The sequence below is a fragment of the Candidatus Bathyarchaeota archaeon genome (genome assembly GCA_026014805.1).
Classification (GTDB): domain Archaea; phylum Thermoproteota; class Bathyarchaeia; order Bathyarchaeales; family SOJC01; genus JAGLZW01.
Map to the genome: position 1 here is coordinate 36,688 of JAOZHR010000020.1, position 21,672 is coordinate 58,359.

At 42.4% G+C, this 21,672-nt stretch carries 20 protein-coding genes and 1 tRNA gene; 11 read left to right on the forward strand and 10 right to left on the reverse strand.

The genetic code is table 11. The features are described from left to right. Positions 1 to 94: 94 nt before the first annotated feature. Entirely contained in the window at positions 95 to 1,876 is a 1,782-nt protein-coding gene (locus tag NWE91_04785; protein MCW3985707.1) for a M3 family oligoendopeptidase, read from the reverse strand. 74 nt (positions 1,877 to 1,950) lie between these two features. On the opposite strand from NWE91_04785, the gene NWE91_04790 reads away from it, so the two are divergent. Next, positions 1,951 to 2,154 carry a hypothetical protein gene (locus tag NWE91_04790; protein MCW3985708.1) on the forward strand — a complete coding sequence of 68 codons (204 nt, stop codon included), beginning with the start codon at positions 1,951 to 1,953 and terminating at the stop codon, positions 2,152 to 2,154. Positions 2,155 to 2,462: 308 nt separating this feature from the next. On the opposite strand, the gene NWE91_04795 is transcribed toward NWE91_04790, so the two are convergent. Together NWE91_04795 and NWE91_04800 are read right to left on the reverse strand one after the other, a co-directional pair. After that, positions 2,463 to 3,386: a deoxyhypusine synthase gene (locus tag NWE91_04795; protein MCW3985709.1), complete on the reverse strand. Its 924-nt coding sequence runs from the start codon at positions 3,384 to 3,386 to the stop codon at positions 2,463 to 2,465. 49 nt (positions 3,387 to 3,435) lie between these two features. Continuing rightward, positions 3,436 to 3,831, reverse strand: a complete 396-nt coding sequence (locus tag NWE91_04800; protein ID MCW3985710.1) for a translation initiation factor IF-5A — start codon at positions 3,829 to 3,831, stop codon at positions 3,436 to 3,438. Positions 3,832 to 3,916: 85 nt separating this feature from the next. Between NWE91_04800 and NWE91_04805 the strand changes: the two genes are divergently transcribed. Both NWE91_04805 and NWE91_04810 read left to right on the forward strand, forming a co-directional pair. Then, complete coding sequence (locus NWE91_04805) at positions 3,917 to 4,765, forward strand: NAD(+)/NADH kinase (GenBank protein ID MCW3985711.1); 849 nt, start codon at positions 3,917 to 3,919, stop codon at positions 4,763 to 4,765. Continuing rightward, on the forward strand, positions 4,759 to 5,295 hold the full coding sequence (locus NWE91_04810; GenBank protein ID MCW3985712.1) for a ribonuclease VapC: 537 nt from the start codon (positions 4,759 to 4,761) through the stop codon (positions 5,293 to 5,295). Before NWE91_04805 ends, NWE91_04810 begins: the two co-directional genes overlap by 7 nt. A 47-nt stretch (positions 5,296 to 5,342) precedes the next feature. Here NWE91_04810 and NWE91_04815 read toward each other — a convergent pair whose 3' ends face one another. Together NWE91_04815 and NWE91_04820 are read right to left on the reverse strand one after the other, a co-directional pair. Next, a complete protein-coding gene (locus NWE91_04815) occupies positions 5,343 to 6,440 on the reverse strand; it encodes a trypsin-like peptidase domain-containing protein (GenBank protein MCW3985713.1) in 1,098 nt (365 codons plus the stop codon). An 825-nt stretch (positions 6,441 to 7,265) separates the two neighbouring features. Beyond that, positions 7,266 to 7,379, reverse strand: a tRNA-Ser gene (locus NWE91_04820). 193 nt (positions 7,380 to 7,572) lie between these two features. Between NWE91_04820 and NWE91_04825 the strand changes: the two genes are divergently transcribed. Together NWE91_04825 and NWE91_04830 are read left to right on the forward strand one after the other, a co-directional pair. After that, positions 7,573 to 8,421 (forward strand): NAD+ synthase, encoded by an 849-nt coding sequence (locus NWE91_04825; protein ID MCW3985714.1) that lies wholly within the window; start codon positions 7,573 to 7,575, stop codon positions 8,419 to 8,421. Position 8,422: 1 nt separating this feature from the next. Beyond that, positions 8,423 to 9,256, forward strand: a complete 834-nt coding sequence (locus tag NWE91_04830; protein MCW3985715.1) for a carbon-nitrogen hydrolase family protein — start codon at positions 8,423 to 8,425, stop codon at positions 9,254 to 9,256. Between the two features lie 106 nt (positions 9,257 to 9,362). On the opposite strand, the gene NWE91_04835 is transcribed toward NWE91_04830, so the two are convergent. Next, a complete protein-coding gene (locus NWE91_04835; protein MCW3985716.1) occupies positions 9,363 to 10,535 on the reverse strand; it encodes a pyridoxal phosphate-dependent aminotransferase in 1,173 nt (390 codons plus the stop codon). A 204-nt stretch (positions 10,536 to 10,739) separates the two neighbouring features. Here NWE91_04835 and NWE91_04840 point away from each other — a divergent pair, with 204 nt between their 5' ends. Both NWE91_04840 and NWE91_04845 read left to right on the forward strand, forming a co-directional pair. Then, the gene (locus tag NWE91_04840) at positions 10,740 to 11,180 is read left to right on the forward strand and encodes a hypothetical protein (protein MCW3985717.1); all 441 of its coding nucleotides are present in this window, start codon (positions 10,740 to 10,742) and stop codon (positions 11,178 to 11,180) included. A gap of 289 nt (positions 11,181 to 11,469) precedes the next feature. Next, positions 11,470 to 12,171 (forward strand): MarR family transcriptional regulator, encoded by a 702-nt coding sequence (locus NWE91_04845; GenBank protein ID MCW3985718.1) that lies wholly within the window; start codon positions 11,470 to 11,472, stop codon positions 12,169 to 12,171. Here NWE91_04845 and NWE91_04850 read toward each other — a convergent pair. The 3 genes from NWE91_04850 to NWE91_04860 form a co-directional block, all read right to left on the reverse strand. Then, positions 12,168 to 13,706 (reverse strand): ATP-binding protein, encoded by a 1,539-nt coding sequence (locus tag NWE91_04850; protein ID MCW3985719.1) that lies wholly within the window; start codon positions 13,704 to 13,706, stop codon positions 12,168 to 12,170. The two genes, NWE91_04845 and NWE91_04850, sit on opposite strands and share 4 nt — an antisense overlap. Then, entirely contained in the window at positions 13,699 to 14,685 is a 987-nt protein-coding gene (locus NWE91_04855; protein ID MCW3985720.1) for a DNA double-strand break repair nuclease NurA, read from the reverse strand. The genes NWE91_04850 and NWE91_04855 overlap by 8 nt, the downstream gene beginning before the upstream one ends. A gap of 71 nt (positions 14,686 to 14,756) precedes the next feature. Continuing rightward, entirely contained in the window at positions 14,757 to 15,176 is a 420-nt protein-coding gene (locus NWE91_04860; protein ID MCW3985721.1) for a hypothetical protein, read from the reverse strand. A gap of 744 nt (positions 15,177 to 15,920) precedes the next feature. On the opposite strand from NWE91_04860, the gene NWE91_04865 reads away from it, so the two are divergent. Beyond that, positions 15,921 to 17,177 carry an orc1/cdc6 family replication initiation protein gene (locus NWE91_04865; GenBank protein MCW3985722.1) on the forward strand — a complete coding sequence of 419 codons (1,257 nt, stop codon included), beginning with the start codon at positions 15,921 to 15,923 and terminating at the stop codon, positions 17,175 to 17,177. Here the strand turns inward: NWE91_04865 and NWE91_04870 are convergent. Further along, complete coding sequence (locus tag NWE91_04870; GenBank protein ID MCW3985723.1) at positions 17,167 to 18,723, reverse strand: DNA-directed DNA polymerase II small subunit; 1,557 nt, start codon at positions 18,721 to 18,723, stop codon at positions 17,167 to 17,169. The two genes, NWE91_04865 and NWE91_04870, sit on opposite strands and share 11 nt — an antisense overlap. 653 nt (positions 18,724 to 19,376) lie before the next feature. Here NWE91_04870 and NWE91_04875 point away from each other — a divergent pair. The 3 genes from NWE91_04875 (at position 19,377) to NWE91_04885 (ending at position 21,515) form a co-directional block, all read left to right on the forward strand. After that, a complete protein-coding gene (locus tag NWE91_04875) occupies positions 19,377 to 20,354 on the forward strand; it encodes a hypothetical protein (protein MCW3985724.1) in 978 nt (325 codons plus the stop codon). A gap of 78 nt (positions 20,355 to 20,432) precedes the next feature. Beyond that, a complete protein-coding gene (locus tag NWE91_04880) occupies positions 20,433 to 20,750 on the forward strand; it encodes a hypothetical protein (GenBank protein MCW3985725.1) in 318 nt (105 codons plus the stop codon). A 12-nt stretch (positions 20,751 to 20,762) separates the two neighbouring features. Next, positions 20,763 to 21,515: a geranylgeranylglyceryl/heptaprenylglyceryl phosphate synthase gene (locus NWE91_04885; protein ID MCW3985726.1), complete on the forward strand. Its 753-nt coding sequence runs from the start codon at positions 20,763 to 20,765 to the stop codon at positions 21,513 to 21,515. Positions 21,516 to 21,672: the final 157 nt, after the last annotated feature.

Below are 21,672 nucleotides of genomic sequence, written 5' to 3' on the forward strand. Positions count from 1 at the left end.
GGATTTGGAGCTTTCCAGAAGGCCTTATACACGTCTAATTAGGCCCTCTCCACGTACGCGAGAACAGTTGAATGATTGTGTCCATTTGATGTTCCTAGAGTGTTTCTTCTAGCATACTAATGAATTCTTTAGCTTGCTGCATTCCTTTCTCCCAAAATGTCTCTTTGGTAATGTCAAAGTCTAATTCAGCAGCAAGTTCACGAGGAGACTTGCTGGAGCCTGCAGCCAAGATCCTCTTTAATTTGGGGACAAAAAATTTTCCTTCTTCTTTGTAGATTCTGTAGAGGGCAAATACGAATAGCTGAGCATAGACGTATGGATAGTTGTAGAAACGATAGTTCGCCATGTAATAGTGGGGTTTCATCGTCCACTCCCATTTCATCACTTTTAGCCAATCAACTGAGTCCCCGTAGATTTTGTCTCGTGCCGCCACCCATAACTTGGCTATGGTTTCTCCATCTAGGAACTCACCTCGTTCTATGGCGTCATACATGCTTTGCTCAAAGAATAGTCGTCCCGAAACTTGGAAAGCTGCCATGCCAAACTCGTCGAGTATGTGGGCGAGAATCACCTGTTTCTCCTCTTTTGACTTTGCTTTAGAGAGTAACCTTTCAGTTAAGAGCAGTTCACCGAATGTGCTTCCAGTTTCCGCAATGCAACTACCTATCTCGTAGTTACTTGGCTTCTGGGCTCTTGAACCGAGATATGCGTGGATAGCATGACCAAGTTCGTGTGCCGACGTGTAGACGTCGCCCATCTTTCCGTTGAAACTTTGGAGAATGTAGGCACTCTTTCCAGCGAGCCAAGAAGCACAGAAGGCTCCCGATTCTTTACCTTTCCGTATTTTTCCGTCAATGTGCCTTTTCTGGAACATCTCATCAACCCAAACCCCAATCTCCTCATCAAACCCCATATAGGCGTCTACTATTTCCTGTCGGGATTCCTTCCAGCTGTAGTCCGTTTCTAAGGCTTTAGGTAGAGGAGCAACTAGATCGTAGTTAGCTATTTTTTCCAGACCCATGAGCCTAGCCTTTAGCCGAAGATATTCTCTGTATAATTCTACGTTCTTTTCAATGGTTCTCATTAGGCTATCAATAGTTTGTTGGTCAACATCGTTGTCAATCAAGCTTCGAGTTATTGGAGTAGGATATTTCCTCAGTTTACACATTTGCATGTGATCTTCACATACCGCGCGGATAGCGCTAGCCCAAATAATATCATCCTTCCAAAGATTTTCGTAAACTATCTGGTTTGCTCTCTTTCGAAGGTCACGATTCGGACTCTCGTACAAGCCTATAATTTCGCCATATGGAAGTGTCTTCTTCTTCCCTTCGATTTCTATGTCGAAGGTTCTAGTAGAAAGCCAATCAATTTGAAGTTTCTCCCAAGAATTAATCCCGTTCCTGTCTTTGACAATTATCAAACGCTCCTCAGTCTCTGAGAGCAAATGAGGCACCATTCTCAGGATTCTTTCAAGATAATGTTTGTACTCTGCCAGTACTGGGCTCTCCACTAATGATGTCTTCTTGGCAAGGAGCTTGCCCAACTCAATCTCTATGAACGCCAATGCCTGACCAACTTTCGTGGATGCTTTGAGCACCGCATCGTTGAGCCGTTTGGCCACGCTGTCAGTGGTGTCAGCGGAATACATTAGACGACAATACCGTGTCACTCCTTCGAATTTCAGGGTGTATGCGTCCTTCATTTCCAAAAATTTCAGGAGCCCCTGTGCATCAAGATTCTCGATTCTACTACGATATTCCTTTCTCATTTCTTCAGCTTCAGCAACCATGGACTCAAGTTCTTCTCGAATTGAAGCTGTGTCAATGTTCTTAACAAGTTGTGAGAGATCCCAGATCATCTCAACTTCAGCCATTTCCAAGTCACTTCGTTTACTCCCAGTATCTCTAGTAAGCTTTTAAAGTCTCTGGGATTAGCCCACGTTTAGCTTTGAGTCAAAAATTCAAGTTCAGGCACATAGAATACTTAGGCATATGCGCGCGCGCGCATCAGAAAGGCGAATTCTCCACTTTCAATTGTCAAACGCACATCCCGGTGCCTGTGGACATGGAGAAGCAAGAGGCAAAATTCAAGAAGGGAATACTAGAGGTTCGATTGCCTAGAAAGAAAGGTTACGAAATAAAAATTGAATAAGAACAGTTGAAGAGTATATTTAGGTCAAGCATCTCCGATTCTTTCGATGCAGCCTACGGAAAACTTCAACAATCGATACGTTTTAGATACGATGGTTAGGAGACTTGTTCAGGTTGACAATAAAAACCGTTATCTACTTTTTCGTTTTTGTCTTCATACACGTAGGAGTCTTCGGAATTACTGCATGGGCTACTCTTAGCCAAGTCAATGCCCCGCTAAGTTTTAGCCGTGACAGCGTTTCTGTGGGGTATAACACTCGCCATATTGTACGTCGCCCTTGAAAAAGCAGGTTGGGATTGGTGGGAAAGCTATAACTCTTCCAAAGCAGCCGCAACAATAAGCGGAAAAGCGATTGTGGCATCACAGATAACTGTAACGGTATTCTCTTCAGATTTGACCTTGCTCCAGCTAATGGCCTCCTCCAAAGATGCACCGCTTAAGCCGCCTGGCTCAGGCCTATCCATAGTAATCTGAACTGCCGCATCTACTCCCTCACGGAAAGTATTGGCAAATAAAGCAAAATGCTTTGGCAATCCACCGCCTAGAATTATGATGCCTGATTTTTTAGCCTCATAAACCTCATCCACAAGCTTAGACACGTCGCCAAGAGGATCGAGAACTAGTTTCTTGTCCTGCCCATAGATCCAAAGCTGGAATCCTACTATCGAATCTGGTAGGCCTGGGCAAATTACTGGCACGTTTTTTCTTGCAGCCGTCGCTAAAATAGAGTTTTGGTCGGCTACCCGTTTCCCAATTTCGAAAAGCAGATCGGAAGGAGAAATCCGTAGACGTCTCTGCTCTGGTATTTCTTCAAGAAGCTGATAAAGCCATTTCTCCAAGTCTTTAAAGGCTCTGTGTTCTACGTAAATGTCGCCTATTCTACCAATATCTTCTCTCTTTAGTTGTTCATCTTCAGCTCTGAACGTGCCTACCTTGTGCCTGTAGCCTAAAGCTTCAACCATGTCATGAACCATGTTAGCACCAGTGGTCACAATCACGTTTACATGGCCGCTCTCGATGAGTTGAGCAATTATGTTTCTCAAGCCGCCGGGAACAAGTGCCCCGGCTAAGGTTAAAAAGACGGTGTAGTCTGGGTTCTTGAACATTCCTGTGACAAGCCTCGCTGCCTTCCCTAGTTTTCCAGCACCTAAAACTCCACAGTTATCCATGGCTCTAATCAATTGGGCGACGGTTATTCCACGCTTAAGTCGTATCTGAGTTACGTTTTTCAACGGTTTCAACTTCTTTAGAAAAAGCTATTGAAGAAAGTAATAGATGCAGTTATCCCTTAGTTCGCATTATTTTGGTTCTTCCTAAGATGCGCCAGTACTCGACATCGATGCCAGACACTAACTTCTGTTTTAGTTCTTCCTCGCCAGGGTACGCTGCCTCAAAAACTTCGTAGTTTTCCAGGTCCATTATCTGAATGGCAGCTGGCAACAGAGCGAGAATTTGGCCACTCCTCTTCTCAATCAAGGGCATCTCCATTTGCGCGCTTATGGGCTTAACGAAAGTTCTTTTGGTGCCGTCGAAAACTCCTATAGCAACAACTCTCGCCTTAGCAGCGCCGTGCTTGCCAGGTTTGGACTTTGTAAGGCTTACAACACGGCACGGCTCGTTATCAACAATCACATATCTACCGACGCGAAGAGTCCCAACATCAACAGGTTTGCTCATCTATATCAGCAACCAATATACAGCAATGTTTAACAACTAAAATAAATAGATTAAGGTTACTGCAAAGGCTTTAGATGCGATTGCAATGGCGTTCAAAAGTGTGGGCTTGACGGCGCGAAACGACAAGAAAAAAGCATTAGCCCTAGTCATAAAACTGCTGAATCATCTAGAAGAGAAAGGGCTAGACATCGTTGTGGATCCTGAAATCGCTGAGCAAATCAATAAAACGGACATAGCTACGCCCCTCAAAGAATGGAAACCAGATTTCATCATCACTATAGGCGGCGATGGAACCATACTAAGAACCTGCATTCACATCCCGAAGCCTGAACCTCCAATCCTCGCCATCAACATGGGTGAGCGAGGCTTCCTGGCTGAAGTATCCCCCGAAGATGCAGTATCCGCAGTGGAAAAGATCTTTGAAGAAAAGTTTATACTTGAACGCTGCAAAAAGTTGGCAGCTTCTGTCGAAGGTGAAGTACTGCCAGATGCGCTAAACGAAGTTTTTATTTCTGCAGACGCACCTGTCAAGTTGTTGTATGCAAATCTCTGGAAAGACGGCGACCGGATTTTGGATTGTCAAGCAGATGGCATTCTGGTTGCATCACCGACTGGTTCAACAGGCTATTCAATAGCAGCAGGGGGACCAGTTTTAGACCCCGAGACCAACGTCTTTGTCCTTACGCCAGTATGTCCATTAGTACCGTTCCCGCCAATCGTTTTCTCCGAAAACAGCACACTTACAATAGAAATAGAGAAGCCACATACAGTATTAGTTGTGGTTGATGGACACTATCGGAAACTCGTTGAGAAACGAACCCCTCATTTAACGATTACGAAGTCGGATAATGTAACTTCGTTTATTCGCTTCAAAGAGGAATTCTATCGGCGGCTAAAGAATCGGCTGTTATATCCGAAGGGAGGACGATGCTGACAAAAATTGACAAACAAAAAACAATCGTCTTAGACACTTCGGCCTTCATAGCTGGATTCGAACCACTCTCCATCCAAGACATTCAATATTCAGTGCCAGAAGTTGAACACGAACTTATTACTGACTCGCTACCCTGGACCCGATTTATTGCTGCCCTTGAAAACGGAAAGCTGAAAGTCAAAACACCCCGAGCAGACTATGTTAAAAGGATTAAGGCGTCATCAAAAGCCGTTGGCGACCTGCTCTTCCTCTCAGACGCAGATCAACAAGTCTTAGCATTGGCATTAGAACTGAAAGACATGGGCTACAACCCTCAAATCGTCACAGACGACTACTCCATACAAAACGTGGCCAACCAAGTAGGCATTAAATTCACGCCGTTATTGACCTTTGGAATACGCTACCGCTTCCGCTGGACGCTTTACTGCCCCGCATGCCACCACAAATACCCAGCAGATTATCAGCATAAACGTTGCGAAATTTGCGGAACTGAGTTGAAACGGAAACCTGTCGGAAAAACGCCGCTATGAAGCGGCACTAAACGTTGAACTTAGAAGATTTATTGTCATCTCTTTTTTCAGCTTGGTGGTGGGCGAGTTCCAAGCACCAAAAGAATAATCATTTCAGAACCGCCTCTTTCCACCGTTATGTTGGTCGTTTGGCCTGGCAACGTATGTTCTTCAAGGTAGCTGGAAATTTCGTCGCCGTTTATTATTTGTGTGTCGTTCATGGCGAGGATTATGTCATCAGCTTTTAACTCATATTTTGCGGCTGGACTGTGAGATATCACATCCAGTATTAACCATCCATAAGTGGTTGAGGTGCCCATCTCCTGAGCAAACTCATAGGTCATATCCATTCCCATCACTCCTATCCAAGAATGTGGATAACTGGTACCATTCACAAGCCAAGCAATCTCGCGGAGGATTGCATTAGAGGGTATGGCAAAGCCTACTCCTGTCGAGTTTTCGATTATGGCAAATGTAACGCCCACCACTTGACCTTTAGAGTTCAACAGTGGACCGCCGGAGTTACCCGGATTGATAGGAGCACTAATTTGTATGACATTAGCAATAGAATACCCGCCTGCAAGCTCTTCAGGAATTGCTCTTCCAAGCTGGCTAACGATGCCAGTTGTCATGGAGCCGATTAGCTCATAAGGATTACCTATGGCTATTACGAAATCGCCCACTCTGACCAGCGAGGAGCTGACTATAGGAAGAGGTTTGAATTCTTCTGGAGAAGCACCGCCAACGGAGAGAACAGCAAGGTCAACATAAACATCTGAGCCAAGAACACTGGCAGAATATGCATGGCCATTTGTGAAAGTGACGGAACGGCTCGTTGTACCTTGAACTACATGGTAGTTCGTGATCACAATTGGACCTGAAAAGAAATCACTTGAATAATTATAGACAAACCCTGAGCCTGCCACCTCCCCGTGAGCTGTTTGCCCACGAATCAAAACTACAGAGTCTTTGATGCCATCGTAGAGCTCGGAAAGCGATATGTTTCCTACGCTGGTTTGGTTATAGCTTCCTAGAGCCTCTGTCATGGCGGAGATTTGGGTTTGAAGGGTTGCAACTTTATTTTCTAACTCTCTAACTCTACCTGAGCATAGTTGGTATGTGTAGATGCTTCCAACAATACCGGCGACTACTATGAGGGCAATCACTGCCACTGTTATAAGTGAAAGGCGGTTTGAGCGAGGTTCATATTCGTTGAACAGGTCTTGCGGTACTCCAAAATCTTATCATCAAATGCTGGCCTTTGATTCTTATAAGCGTTCCTTAAAGGTAAAGAGCTTTCTAAACTCTCTTTTAATAACATAGGCAACCGTATTCCAATATGGCACGTATGGAGGAAACAATTGAATTGAAGGAGCACACGAGTTTGCAGCCATTACCGTTTTTGTTTCTAGTCTGTGTCTTATCATTTCCACGTTAGGTTACACTGCACCCCTGCAGCTTGAAATGCTAACATGGTGGTTTGAAAATTCCAAAAAAACAGCGATAGAAAACATGAAATACTACAAGGGCTTTGCGGTTTCAAGCTTATAGAAGGCGAAGAGTATACCGTACACAAGGGCGTACCAGAAGGTTTCTGAAAGATGAAAGCCAGAAGCGCCCTCATATTTCACAAAAGTGAGAAACACTGTGACTGTCACCCAGAGATTGTGAAAAGAAAATAGAGACCCCAGAAAAAGTGCACTCCATGTTCAAATTCATCCTTTAAAGGTAAATACGGCCAACCCATCAACAATAGGACATTATCAGGCCATTTGCAACATAGAATATCAATGGGCGCTTTTGATATAACAAGAAAAATAGGCCCAATGCACCTACGATTGTAAAAAGAGTCATCAACCTTATCGGAACCTTGTGCTGAAGGAAAGAATCCACGCTCTACCACTTAATTTCGCTCGTATCAGCGGCTATCTGTCCCTTATGCCCTTTTGAAAGTTGTAGATATCCAGTCACTAGCACTGGTGTTTGAATTTTGGCGCCGGGGAGAGGATTTGAACCCCTGAGGGTCAAAGACCCACCGGCTGACTAGCCCACTTCTAAACACTATGGATCTCGAGGCCGGCGCATTACCGCTCTGCCACCCCGGCACCAACAAGGTCAGAAAGACCGCAACATATCTAAAAGCGTTTTGCCTTATGTCTCTACTCATATTTTAAACCTGACGGATGCCTGCCTGGGCCCAAACAGAATCTATAGAGATCTGAGAAGCGCATACACAGTTCTCAATCCTTTAAAGATAAAAGCAACCAACACCAAACAGACAGAAAGGAAACCCGCGTCATGAAACTAACAAACAAACTACTCCAAATCAACCCAGCAACCACGCAACAGAAAATCACACGCTTCATCAAGGATTACATAAATAAAACCAAAACAAAAGGGATAGTCCTAGGCATCTCAGGAGGAATAGACAGCGCCACCACAGCCGCCCTAGCCACAAAAGCCATAGGCCCTAACAAAGTCTTGGGCTTATACATGCCAGAAAAGGAAACCTACAACAAAACCGACCACAAACACGTAAAGCTCCTCGCTGAGAAATTCAAATTCAAACTGAAAACCATCGATCTCACCCAAACTCTAAACATTCTATACAAAACCATCCCAGACTACAACCTAAAAGACAAACTTAGCCGAGGTAACCTCAAGGCTCGAACCCGCATGCTTATCTGGTACTACTATGCCAACCACCAAAACCGCATCGTTGCAGGCAGCAGCGACAAAAGCGAAACAATGATAGGCTACTACACCAAATGGGGAGACGCAGCCGCAGACATCTCCCCCATCATGGATCTATACAAAACACAAGTCCGGCAACTCGCCCTCCATCTAGACATACCACCAGCAATAGCAAAAAAGCCATCAACCCCAGCCCTCTGGCCAAACCAAACCGCAGAAGAAGAAATCGGCCTAAAATATGAAATCCTCGACCTAATCCTCTACGGCCTAGAACACTTCATGCCCACCAAATCAATAGCAACACAACTACATCTACCCGCCAAAACAATCGCAACCGTTAAAAAAAGATGGCTACAAACAGAGCATAAAAGACAGATGCCCCTAACAACAAAACTCCAATATCGAACTATAAACGCCGACTTCAGACTCACCCGCGTAACGGAGGTAGTATAACATGAAGGAAGAATTCAAAGTAGCCCTCGCACAATTCCCATGCCAAATCGGAAACAAACAACACAACATCAACAAAATGGCAAAATATGCCCAACAAGCCAGAAAGCAAAAAGCCGCTATCATTATTTTCCCTGAAATGTCCCTGACTGGCTACACCACTCGAGACCTAACATATGAGCTCGCCGAAGAAATCCCAGGACCTACCACCGAAAAAATCGAGAAAATAGCCAAAAAAGAAAGTCTCTACACAATCTACGGCATGCCGGAGTTCAGCGAAAAAGGAAAAGCAATACTCTACAATACAGCCGTACTGATAGGTCCAGAAGGCTACGTCGGCAAATATAGAAAAATGCACCTACCAACCCACAGTGTCTTCGAAGAAAAGAGATACTTCAGACTAGGATATCAAACACCAGTCTTCGAAACAAGCATTGGAAAACTCGGCATAATCATATGCTATGACATATTCTTCCCAGAAGTAACACGTGCACTGCGGCTGCAAGGAGCAAAATTCATAATCTGCATCTCGGCCTCCCCTGCTGTAAGGAAAAAGTTCTTCGAAACTCTCACAGCCGCTAGAGCAATAGAAAACACATGCTTCTTGGCATACGTAAACCTCGTTGGCATAGAAAATGGTCTTCAATTTTGGGGAGGAAGCCGTCTCATAAGTCCAAGTGGCACCATAATTACCCAATCAAAATATAATGATGAAGACATCTCATTTGGATGCGTAAACTATGAAGACCTAAAGCCAATAGAAGCCTTTGTTCCCACCCTTCGCGATTTAAGACCAGAATTATACGCTTCATTGAAGGAACTTTCAGAAAACCTGTGATGTCACAAGAATCACACATATGTGATGTTTACGTGATACAAATAAGCATATAGAACATGATGTCAAAAAGCGTCAAAAGCTGCTTGTCTACACCTAGCTTACGAAATTACCTGGTTTTAGCATTCCCAACAGCTTTCTCTATCCTATCCAGCGCCTCATTGATTTTCTCATATGCCGTAGCAAATGAAAACCGCAAATAGTTTTCGCCATATTTGCCAAACGAAGAACCAGGTGTCACAGCCACTTTTGCCTTTTTCAATAGGAACTCAGAAAAATCAGCAGATGTTGTTTTGTACGATTTAATATTCGGAAACGCATAGAAAGCACCTTTTGGAAGGAAACAGTTGAATCCTTCAATTTCACCTAATCGTCTATAGACAAGTCTGCGTCGTTTATCAAATTTAGAAACCATTTCCGACACAAACTTTTGTGGGCCTTCCAAAGCCGCCGTAGCAGCATATTGAGCTGGCCCATCGACACATGCCACTGTAAATTGCTGAGTTAGCAACATAGGTGAGATTAAATCCTCGTGTCCTAACGCGCATCCAACACGAAAACCTGTCATGGCATATGTTTTAGAAAAAGAATTTACAACTATCGTCCGCTCACGCATACCAGGAAACGTTGCCAAGCAATAGTGTTTCGCATCATCATAAATAATTTTTTCATAAACCTCATCAGAAATAATAATTAGATCTTTTTCGACCGCAAGCTTCGACAACTCAGCTAACTCATCATAGGTCAAAATAGACCCCGTAGGGTTATTGGGAAAATTGAGAATAATCACACGTGACTTCTCCGTGATAAGTGACGTCACAGTCTCTATATCCGGCTTGAAACAGTCATCCTCAAGCATCGGCATTGAGACAGGAGTTCCTCCCGCAATCAACACTGCTGGTTCATAACACACAAAGCCAGGGTCCGGTATCAACACCTCATCGCCTGGATTTATGAAAGCTAACAAGGCAAGAAAAACTGCTTCTGTTGCACCAACAGTAACTAAGATTTCGTTTTCTGGATTATAAAAAAGCCCATATTCTCGAGTGAACTTCTTCGCCAAAGCTTCCCGCAATTCTGGAATTCCGCTTGAAGGCGTGTAATGCGTTTTTCCTTCAATTATTGCTTGCTTAGCAGCCTCCAAGACGTGCATTGGTGGTGTAAAGTCCGGCTCTCCCAAACCAAGGCTTATGAGGTCAGGCATATTCTGAGTTAGCGCAAAAAGACGGCGAATCCCAGATGGTTTAATATTCTCTAGTCTCTCAGCCTTTTTTCTACGCATTTGCAAGAGTTTTCCCCTCACTTTCTTTAATTCTCTCAGCATAAAATGTTTACCTTTGTCAATTCAAAAGCGCATGTTTGCACTCTAACTTCACCACAAAAACTATATTCGTCCTGTATACAAAATTGTATCCAATCAACATGTAAGTCTAGGGTATAGATGCTGTCCTTCAAAAAAAAAGTTCAAAACTGGCTGAAACGCTCATTGGAAGACCCGCTTGCTAAAATACTTGCAAAAAACAGTAATTTAACTAGAACACAGCTAGAAACGCTGCTTATAGACGTTTTAGCCGAAAATTTAGCCTCCAAATCGTTGAAATACGAAGAAAAAGCCAAATTAAGGCAAACAAAGGCACCAATAAGCCGCGGTGCCTTCAATAGAACACTAAAGCAAGCGAAAAAAAACATCATACAATCAATATACACGATACTCCTTCTTGGCTACTTTGGCATCCTCGAAGACGCAAGCCTAACGCCTTATCTCGAAGTTGCAAACAAATTAAAAGCATATACAAAAGCATACAGGGATCTCCATGGTAACCATCAAGAAGCAAAAGAACAACTGCAAATGATACATATATTGCGCGAAGAACTCGAAACAATGCTTAACCAACTATCAAAAACGTGGACTTCACCCAGTTCGTGATGTCACATGTCACACAATTTATGGAGATTACTAAAACTCAAGAGAAGTCAATTTTCACTCTCAAAATGAGCATCAATCTTGAATTAGCCAACGAAAACGACGATTTTCTGATTTTCTAATAACATATCTTGCACGAAAGAAACTCTGCTTAGTGATGTGATTTGTGACGTCACATCAACGTCATTCCCACCGTAAACCTTAAGTTTTCCTTCAACAATACTGTGATTTCAGGTGTGATGTCATACAGGTCACAGCTAATCACGTTGAAGTCACAGGTTAGTGTCAGAAAATGTTAGACCCCTTTATTCTTGTAAGCGTCTTGTCAGTATTCACTTTGATAGTTGCAGTTCTATATAGCAAACGCATCCGTGAAGCTCATGAAAAGTATGTAGAAGCCAAAAGCATTATTGGCGACGTTATTTTCAGTTTTAACAGGCAGGTGCAAAGACAGGGGGACCAGCTTGAGATTTCAGCTCGGAAGGTCGATGTTCTTTCTAGTCATAACGAGTTTTTTACTGAAAAACTGGCAAAGCAGGAAAAAGAGGTCCAGGCGCTTGCGAAAAAGGTGAAATCCCTTCCTACTTTGGAAAAGGTGCTAACTAGAATTGACGCCTTGGAAGATAAGTTCGTTGAAGTTTCGTCGATGAGAGATACCTTGCTACAGAAAGTTGATGAGATGGAGGAACGAAGGTTTCACCAGATAGAGTCGGAAACAAAAATTGAATCAGCCATTCCAATAAAGCGAGAAAAAGCGTTGGCGCCGTTGACTACAACTGAACTTTCAGTTCTTGAGTTTCTTGCTATTGAAGGAGAAAAGACAGCCCCGGAAATAAAGGAGCGAATAAAACTTAGCAGAGAACACACGGCGCGTTTGATGAAGAAACTTTATGAAGATGGTTATTTAGAGCGTAGCACCAGCAAAATTCCTTTCAAGTACCATCTGAAAGAAGAGATGCGGAAAATTCTCAGGGGCCCTGAGCAGAAAGGCTAGCTGGTGCCGAGGTTCCTAGCTGCGTTTCGTAGTCGTTTCAGATTTTCCTCCATAGCTTTAAGGGGTTTAGATGGAGGCAGGTTGTAGTCAACTTTCTCTTTAGTTTCTAAGTATTCTGGGTAGTGCGTCACCTTCACCGGGACTGCAAATCGAATCTTTGGCTCAGAAATTAGTAATGCTTCGCCTATATCAAGCATCTTTACTTCTGTGTCACTGTACTCGAGGTACGGCGTATTTCTAGTAAGATAGTCTCTATCAGTCTTCAACTCGGTTTTCATAATAACTTTGGTCCAAAGCTCTGCAAAAACATCGGGATTAATCCTAGAAGGTCGTGGCGTCACTGCGTTTAATCCTACACGATATTTTCGATATGTCAATGCGATAGCAGAGAAAATTGTCCCTTCTCTGCTTGGATCTAGAAATTCATGAGCCTCCTCAAGCGTTATTAATAACGTAGGCAGTTTCTGCCATTCTTCGAATTTTGCTTCCCACATGCGCTTGTAATGGTTTGCCACACCTGACGCCGTTAAACAAACGACACGATGCTGCTCCTCAATTGTAATTCCTGAAATGTCAACGAGGCATGTGATTCCTTGGCTTATGTTTTCAATAACATCATCAATAAAGCTGTATCTAGAGGGAGGGAAAAGCCTTGAATCTAAGGAGAGGAGTTTTCTCATTAAAGCAGCGATCGTCTCTCTGTGTGCGCTTGTTATTTTGGCTATACCTGTTCGCCCGTTCCGTTCATATTCTTCTCTTGACTTTTCAATCCACCCCTCTCCAAGTTGCTGATATAGCTTCTCAGCAAGTCGATTTTGAGGAGGGGTAATATCGGGATACAGATTACGCAACTTCCAAGGACGAAGTGTTCGAAGACCAACACGCAGTTTTTCCTCTTTTGTACTATAGAATCGTACTCTACTATGAAAGAACGGGTGATTGCATAAGCCTTTATTATTCAGCTCCTTCCCCTCCAGTAATTGCCCAGCGAAGTCAAAAATCAACCCTGCAGTTCTTGGACTGTGGTCGACTAACTGTGCATTTATTATTAGTTCAGTGTTGGTTTTTCCAGAGCCTGTCATGCCAAAAATGCCCATCATTCGCGGTATTGCATCGACATTTATCCCTACAATCCCGAGAGTTTGTTCTCCGGAACGCAGATACCCTATTTTCAACTCTCCTGCAAGTTTCAATACGTCTGAATCTTCTGCAGTTGTCGGGTAGACTTTGTCCATATAGTTAGGGTTGAAAGTCGGAGACCGAACCTTCCCAGCTTTTCTTTCAAGAAAAAGAATAGCCTCAATATTTTTGTAACACGAGTAAGGGCCAAAAGCTTCCTTTCCTTCTGCTTCGCGAAGTTGCTCACCAGTATCAAGAGTAGACTTGCTTTGGGCATTCACAACTCTAGCATAAAACCTACTGTTACCTGAGTCTACGCGAACTATTTGCCCAAAGCAAAGATTTGTGCCCTTGTTCAAGAAAAAGGAGATCTTGTCACCTTTTACTTCGCATATGGAACCAAAATGGTTAGACACGCTCAATCCACTCCCAATTGAAAGCATGTTTTGCCCCATGAAGCTCGTCTGCAAAATTGCAGGCAAGTTCTTCTTGGCGAAGTACATCGAGAAGCCCGGCGCCGGCTAACTCTTCTTCAACTTGGACGTGATATTGAAGTAGCTTGGTCTCAGAAACACCCGAAAAATCGTGCGCCAGCCACAGTACCACTGGATAGCCCAGACAACGAGGGTCCTCGGAGATCACAGAAAGAGGTGACAGCAGTGATTGTATGTTGTGGTTGGTTAAATAGCTCATTATGTCACAGCGGAAGGCTCGCGGACTGTCTTCACACAGCTTAATGATAGATATGTCGCCGTAAAGGTGCTCATGAATGTTAGCTTTCTTAACAGGGTAATAAACCCAGCGTCCCTGAGGGGCAAGCATGTACGTCGCAGCAATAAGATCTCGCCCCTTCTCGTCATGAAGTTTAGGAGATTGTTTACTTATAGCTAGTAGTTTTATTCCTCTTCTTTCACATTTCTCATAAAGCATGGCATTAAATTTTCTTTCACCGCCAAAGTAGCTGGCTCCATCAAGAAGAACATAGTCATTTTTATCTGCTTTATGGAGTAACCTTAAGGCCATTTCGCTCTCTAATTGAAGTCTCGTTTCTTGTAGAATTTTGCGACGTACATATGAATCTCCTTTCAACGTTTTGATTCTCTCTTTGAAATTCCAGTCTACTTCTCGTTTTTTAACAGTAGCGTATGAAACTCGGAAGAGGTATATGCCCCAATTGTTTGCTCTCTTTAAGGTTCTAGTCGAACAATCTACCGCAAAGAAATGTACATCACAAGTTTTCGCTTTCTTTAGTGGAGCAATATTTGCTAATGCTGGTTTTAAGTTTATTGAAGGTTCATCTTTTATATCTCTAAAACTTGTTGACTGCCCCTTCTCAATGTAACTTTTCAGTATTTCCTTCATCTCGTTAAAATCTGTTTTAACTTCTTTATCCATTCGTTAGACTCCTGAATCCTTCAGAGTGATAAAGTAGCCAATTAACGTAAATCTTTTTGTAACGTTTTTGCTTATTTATTTTTCATAATCCTTAGGCTGTTTTGCGCCAATCTTGTTATCAGTTGATACTTCATGTTATAGGTTAACCCTCTTCTTGCAAGGACCCCGCGGTCAACCATTCTTGCTAAATATGTAGAAACTGTACTAAGAGAAATTGGTTCATTGAATTCTTGTTCGTACGCTGCGAGAATTTCCTTAGAAGAAAACCATGCAAAAGGAAAATGTTTTTCAGCAACAGTTTTGGTTTTGTCGAATTTGGAGGCACTAGCTATGCTATTCTTTAATTGTTGCTTGTCATGTATGCCGCTGAGTAACTCCACAATATCAAGTAAGCATAAAGCCTTTTCTCTAGTCACTTTACCTTCAAAAGTTATATTGTAACGGTTACCATCCTCATCATATACTTCCACTCGCATTTTCTTGGCAGGCATAGTACGCACCAGAAGATAATATCAGTCACTTTACACTTCACAAGATATAATTGTTATGAAAAAAGCATCATAGTAAAAAAGCTGAAAACGGCGGCGTACAAACAAAAGGAGGGGGTTTTGCAATTATTTGGAGTTAACAGTATTCACAAACTATTTGTTTGAAAAAATGGAAAAAAACTGTAATCATCTTTAAATTTCCAAAGGAAACCAAGGGGTCTCTTATTCACACTAGAGTAGACAAAAATAACCAAAAAATGCCAGATCAGCCTATAGAAAATCTCATATTAGGCTAAACTTTACTAATGCTTCACAAAATGTGACTATTAATATTTTCACCAACCCCTATATTTCCATTGCAAAACTTAGTGTGTAAATTAATATTGTTGGTTCATATTAGAAATATGGATTTGTTAAGTGAAAGAGTGTATTTGCTAAAAAATATTTGACCATCAATATTAAATATATTCGGTCGTACTAAACAATCAGAGTATATTTCTTTCAATAAGAAATCATGTTAATATTTTATTTCAAAAGAGTTTCCATAAGAAAGAAAGGGGTGTGTGTGCAAGTACCTTTAAACCATTAAGCTTCTTTTTACTTTATATACGCAACAACTTTCTACATCTTACACTTTGCTTTTTAGTTCTATAGTATACCTCCATTTTTTTGTATGAGAGTGTTTATCTTTTCCAGTTGAAAGCAAGGTTTTACAATTGCATTTGCTGAAGGGAGAAAACTATCGTTATGAAAAAAGAAGCAGATATGCTTGATTCTGTCTTTGAACGTTTTCTGAAAACTAACCACTTTTTTAGGGATAGAGATGTACTCCGCCATGACTACATCCCAAAAAAACTACCTCACCGTGAAGATCAGATAAGGCACTTAGGCATGATTGTTGCTCCTCTGTTAAAAGCAGAAAGATGTTCCAACATATTTATTTATGGAAAAACAGGTACTGGAAAAACTGCTGTCATGAAATATGTGCTAAGCCGGCTTGTGCAAAAGGCTGTAGAATTTGGTGCACCAGTTAGGGCAGCGTATGTAAATTGCCGCTTAGAAGGAACGGAATATAGGGTGTTTACACGATTATGTGGTTCCTTAAACATCCATGTACCCTTTACTGGACTTGCTGTTGGCGAAGTTTTTGATCGCTTTAAAAAAGGTCTGGAAACCCAAAATCTCTCACTTATTGTTATATTAGACGAACTTGATGAGTTGATAAAGGCTAGAGGCAACATTCTCTTATATCAACTGACGAGGGTAAACGGTGCTCTTTGTAATAGTACCGTCTCTATCATTGGAATATCAAACGATCTACGTTTCAAAGAAATGCTGGAGCCACGCGTTTTAAGTGCCTTGAGTGAAGAGGAGGTAATGTTTAAACCCTACGATGCTTCCGAACTTCAAGACATTTTATGGCAAAGGGCAAAGTTAGCATTCTGCAAGGGTGTTTTACTAGAAGGTGCTGTGAGCCTTTGTGCCGCTTTGGCTGCTGCGGAACATGGGGATGCAAGGCGCGCACTCGACTTGCTCCGTGTGGCAGGCGAAGTAGCGGAGAGGGAGAATGCAAAGATAATAGCCGAAGACCATGTTAGAGAAGCCGAGAAGCGAATTGAGCGTAATAGAGTAATTGATGCATTAACAAATTTGACACTGCACTCAAAATTCGTTCTCTACAGCGTATACCTCCTCGGAAAAGCAAACATTTACTCCGCCATTACTGGCGACATATATGAAATATATACTGAACTGTGTAAGGAAATCGGAGTTTCTCCACTGACACAGAGAAGAGTAAGTGGGCTTGTAAGTGAGCTAGATTCAATTGGGTTACTAAATTCAAGGGTCATAAGTAGAGGTCGTTATGGTCGGACAAAAAAAATTAGTCTCGCAATACCGCGAAGCCCCTTAAAGAAAGTGTATATAGACGATGCCCACTTAGGACAGTTAACTGATTTCACACCGAAGTGTTTGATACTGAAATTTGGCAAAACTAAGCATTAAAGTCCACAGGTAAAACAGCAAGGGTCTGAAGATCTACAACAGGGATAATACCCGGTGTGGGTTCTAAACCCAAACTTCTCTGATAACCAGTTTGCTTTTGCCAAGCACCAGAATTAACCATAAGAGTTCCTCTATAAAATTCATGTTTCATAACGTGTACATGACCTGTATGGAAAACATCTGGAACACTTTCTATTACAAGAAAGTCTCGCTTCTCCGGCGCGATTGAGGTGCGCTGACCGTATGTAGGCGCCAAATGTCGACCTTTCAATAACAAGCGCATAGCTCTCTCCGGAGAATGAAAATCCATATCCGCCGCTGTAGCCAAGACATCGTCTAGACTTCGTCCATGATAAATGAGAAATTCTACTCCATGAATGCTTACAGTTGCTGGGTTGCCTAGTGATAATATATTCCGCGTCTCATAAAGGGGCTCTCCATACCTCTTAGGGATGGCCGGTTGTGGCAATGCCTTCCTCGCGGCGTCGTGGTTTCCAGGAATGATTATCAGCTCTATGTAGTCTGGGATCTGCTCGATGAATTTTGCCGCCAGTCTATATTGCTTGAAGACATCTCGTTCGGCTAGGTCTTTTATTTGGTTTGGATAGACACCTACACCATCCACGATATCACCTGCGATAATGATGTACTTGACGCGGCTAGCGACTTCTCTTAAGTTCTTATCTCCGTATTTTCCATTGAGCCACAACACAAAACGATTAAATTCCTCTCTCATGAACTCTTTGCTTCCCACATGAAGATCGGATATAAGGGCTACATGGACAGCTTCTTTAGCTTTATGCGGTTTCTTTTGAGGAATATCTGGGAAAAAGAGTTCTTCGACAATTAGCAAGTTCTTTCTGCTTTTCAATAAGCTTAGGCATACAACTTGATCAAGTAGTAGCGACTTTGCCTTCTCAAAAAGTTCCTTAGATGCATTTCGGGGAATGAGCACTGTAGCGTTGGTTTCTAGGTCTTCGATTTTTAAGAAAACTCCGTATTTTGATTCACGCTTCTCTGAAACTATACAAAATATCTTGACTCTTGAATTAGATGCCGCTCGGAACGCCTCTTTTATTGATGCAGCATTCTTAGAATCCATTCGTTGTCGCAGCAGTTTTCTTATTCGCTTAAACCGATCCTGAAAGTATTCAAGATATTCATTAATTGAACCAGTTGAACATATTTTGTCGGTTGGATCCTCTAATACTTTTATGTCTTTATCCACATCCTTTGCGTTTGGGTAGAAGGGTCTTTTGGATTTTCCTGTTGCTATAGAAGGTTCCTGCAGGGCGGAGACAGCAAGTGTTTTTGTTTCTTCCGTATCTGGAAAGGTTTCTTTTGCTGTTTCTTCAAGAAGATTCTTGCTTATAAAAAGCGGTCTTTCATCGAGTCTTTCCAATTTTTCCAGAGTCATTTCAATGAGCTTTACTGGATCCTCTGTTTTTGATATTGTAGTGAGAAGGTTGAAAGCTTCTTTGTTGAGGTGATAGCCTGCTGTGAGGGAAAATGAGATTGCTTGCTGAACTTTCTTTTGCTTATTCAATTTTAAGCTGTCTCCAATTGTTTCTTTTCGGTATCACTATGACCTTCCCTTTTATCACCTATTTTTCTTGCCTTTCCTTATGAATAGAGGCAGGCTATTAGGATAGCAGTTATAGCGTCAATTTTATGCGGTGTCACAGTTCGTATTTCGAGATCTCCCTTTAAACCTATTTGTTTCAGAAAAGTTCATGTCTTTTGCCAATCTTTAGTTGGCAGGCCAAGAGCTTCACTGGCGGATGCAGGATGAACCTCAACGACGTCTAATCTGTTGGCTCTCAGCTTATGCGTTAGAGGAGTGGCACGCTTAGTAAGGCTCTTCATTGAACACATAAGTGATGGAAAGACGGAGTAACCCTGTTTCAATAGGTCTCTATTTGCTTTGCGCATTGTCCCGGTTTTTGGCGTTGTTAGAGACGCGTCTATTGCAGTAATACATGATTTGCGATTAACTGTTTAGTTTATTATCTCCTTATCTTGATGTACGTAACGCGTGGAAGCCCACCCGTTCTTCCAATACGCTACCCAGTCGGGTTTTTTCTAACACTGCCAAATCTATACCTATTATAACTTCCTTTCCAACTTCCATTTTTGCCACCTATAATTATATATCACTCACTTGTTTTAGACTTCTAATGGACGGTTTGAGGCAGTAACATGGAGCTTCGTAAGGTTCAACGTACCAATAGTGGGACTTTTTTTGTTTCTCTACCTAAAGATTGGGCGGAACGCGTTGGGCTAGACAAAGGAATGGTTCTAGCAGTTTTGGAGACTAGTGACGGACGTTTATGCCTTGATCCACAATATGACGCCGAGCGCAAGCCTTTAAGCGTTACAATAAAGCCAACACCCTATTTGGACAGAGAAATCGTGGGCAAGTATTTGCTTGGTTACGATGTGATTCGTGTTGAGGTCAAAAACCGCATTTCACCCCATGAAAGAGCATTAATCAAACATGCTTCTAGGCGTCTTGTGGGGTTGGAGATTGTGGAGGAAGATTACGCGCGCATCGTTTTGCAATGCTTATTGGAACCCGCCGCGTTTCCACCTGAGAAGATTCTGAGACGTGAGTATAACATTGCCGCTGGCATGCACCGAGATGCTGTGAGTGCCTTTCTGGAAGGCGACGTACATCTAGCCAAGAATGTGATCGCTCGTGACGATGAAGTGAATAGGCTTTATTTCCTTCTTGTGAGAATTTTGCGAACCATAATTCAAAACCCAAATTTAGGCGAGAAATTGGAAATTCGTTCCATTGACTGTCTTGATTGTCGAATGTGTGCAAGTTTAGTTGAAACAATAGGCGACAGAGCTGTAGAAATTGCCTGTAAAGCCTTATTGTTAAAAGCCTTGAAAATCTCCAAGGAGGTTTCAAAATTGATGAACAAGTTTCATTCTATGGTTTTTAAGGCTCAAGAGAAGGCTTTGAAAGCATTTTTCGGGCACACTGTTGTTTTGGCAGAGGAAGTACGCAATGAAAGGGCAAAGATGGAAAGCATGCTCCATGACATAGAAGCAGCAATGAAACAATCCGAAGAAGTTGTACCTCTTATTTTAGCCGTGGCGTCTTCGATGTATCGAATTTTTGGGCACTGCGTAGATATTGCGGATTTGGTGATGCCGAAAGAGCTGTAAGGGTATGACAACGTATCAGAGCTTTCTATTCTAGCGCTAAACAATTGGTTGAGAGACTAAAAGAATGTGGAGAACCTTTTGGGTAAGTATTTAAGGAATGATAACGTAGAAGCTAAAGAACAGGGGCTTGAAGACATGGGGAGAAGGCGGAGGAAAGTTGTTCGCATTCCTAAGAAGCGTCTGCCACAAGTTTTTCTCTGCCCTCGATGTGGGAAAGAAGCTATACGAGTACAACTTATAAAAGACGATAAAAAGGCCGTGGTGCGTTGTGGCGGTTGTGACCTAACAGACGATTTATCAATTAAGCAGCCTTATAAAGAAATTGATGTTTATTGCAGATTTACCGACAAATACTACAGTATGAGGAAGGCTTCAAAAACTACAGCAACCGCATAGGAAGGACTTCGCATGGTCGGCCCTGTAGAAAATTATCTTCTTAAGCGTATTCAAGAAGAAGGTGCAGTTCATCTTACTTTGATTGACCCAGAAAAAGTTACAGTCTCTTCTGCTTCTCAACTAGCTAAAAGAGTAGAGGTATACAAAACAACAGCCATTATGGTAGGCGGCTCCACCTCCACTTCTACAACTCATCTAAACAGCATCATAAAGGCGATAAAACGTACAGTAAAAATTCCCATAATCTTGTTTCCAAACAATATAACCGGAATCAGCAAATATGCAGATGCAATCTGGTTCATGTCTCTTCTAAACTCCGTTGATCCTTATTTTCTTATGGGCGCTCAAGTTTTAGGCGCTCCTATGGTTAAAAAATACGGTTTAGAACCTCTTCCGCTTGGCTATATTATTGTAGGCGAAGGTGGTACCGCTGGAATTGTAGGAAGAGCCATTCCCATTCCCTACACGAAACCAGAGCTTGCCGCAGTACATGCGTTGGCGGCACAATATTTTGGCATGAGGTTTGTTTATTTGGAAGCGGGATCTGGAGCAAGCCAACCAGTTCCGTCGGTCATGATAAAGACTGTAAAACACGCCATTAGCGCTCCTTTAATTGTTGGAGGCGGAATTCGCGATAGTGGGCAGGCTAAAACTGCTGTTGCGGCCGGTGCAGACATAGTTGTGACTGGAAACATCACCGAAGAAATAGGCGCTAGAAGTATGTTTAAAAAACTCGTGACAACTGTCAAGAAGAACGTGGTTTAGACAACATCTACGTTGAACAATTTCAACCTATAACGATGCTGGGTAAAATAAACAAGTTGCTGTCCATAAATACAATAGCACTACCCACATTATTGGCACTTTTAACCTTCTTCGTGTCAGAAAACCCAAAATACGCCTCTACAATTGCAGTTACTGG

Bases quoted from the DNA above. Each gene is read 5' to 3' on its own strand.
- NWE91_04785 (MCW3985707.1), bottom strand. From the start codon at position 1,876: ATGGCTGAAGTTGAGATGATCTGGGATCTCTCACAACTTGTTAAGAAC.
- NWE91_04800 (MCW3985710.1), bottom strand. From the start codon at position 3,831: ATGAGCAAACCTGTTGATGTTGGGACTCTTCGCGTCGGTAGATATGTG.
- NWE91_04805 (MCW3985711.1), top strand. From the start codon at position 3,917: ATGGCGTTCAAAAGTGTGGGCTTGACGGCGCGAAACGACAAGAAAAAA.
- NWE91_04810 (MCW3985712.1), top strand. From the start codon at position 4,759: ATGCTGACAAAAATTGACAAACAAAAAACAATCGTCTTAGACACTTCG.
- NWE91_04825 (MCW3985714.1), top strand. From the start codon at position 7,573: ATGAAACTAACAAACAAACTACTCCAAATCAACCCAGCAACCACGCAA.
- NWE91_04830 (MCW3985715.1), top strand. From the start codon at position 8,423: ATGAAGGAAGAATTCAAAGTAGCCCTCGCACAATTCCCATGCCAAATC.
- NWE91_04835 (MCW3985716.1), bottom strand. From the start codon at position 10,535: ATGCGTAGAAAAAAGGCTGAGAGACTAGAGAATATTAAACCATCTGGG.
- NWE91_04845 (MCW3985718.1), top strand. From the start codon at position 11,470: ATGTTAGACCCCTTTATTCTTGTAAGCGTCTTGTCAGTATTCACTTTG.
- NWE91_04855 (MCW3985720.1), bottom strand. From the start codon at position 14,685: ATGGATAAAGAAGTTAAAACAGATTTTAACGAGATGAAGGAAATACTG.
- NWE91_04860 (MCW3985721.1), bottom strand. From the start codon at position 15,176: ATGCCTGCCAAGAAAATGCGAGTGGAAGTATATGATGAGGATGGTAAC.
- NWE91_04865 (MCW3985722.1), top strand. From the start codon at position 15,921: ATGAAAAAAGAAGCAGATATGCTTGATTCTGTCTTTGAACGTTTTCTG.
- NWE91_04875 (MCW3985724.1), top strand. From the start codon at position 19,377: ATGGAGCTTCGTAAGGTTCAACGTACCAATAGTGGGACTTTTTTTGTT.
- NWE91_04885 (MCW3985726.1), top strand. From the start codon at position 20,763: ATGGTCGGCCCTGTAGAAAATTATCTTCTTAAGCGTATTCAAGAAGAA.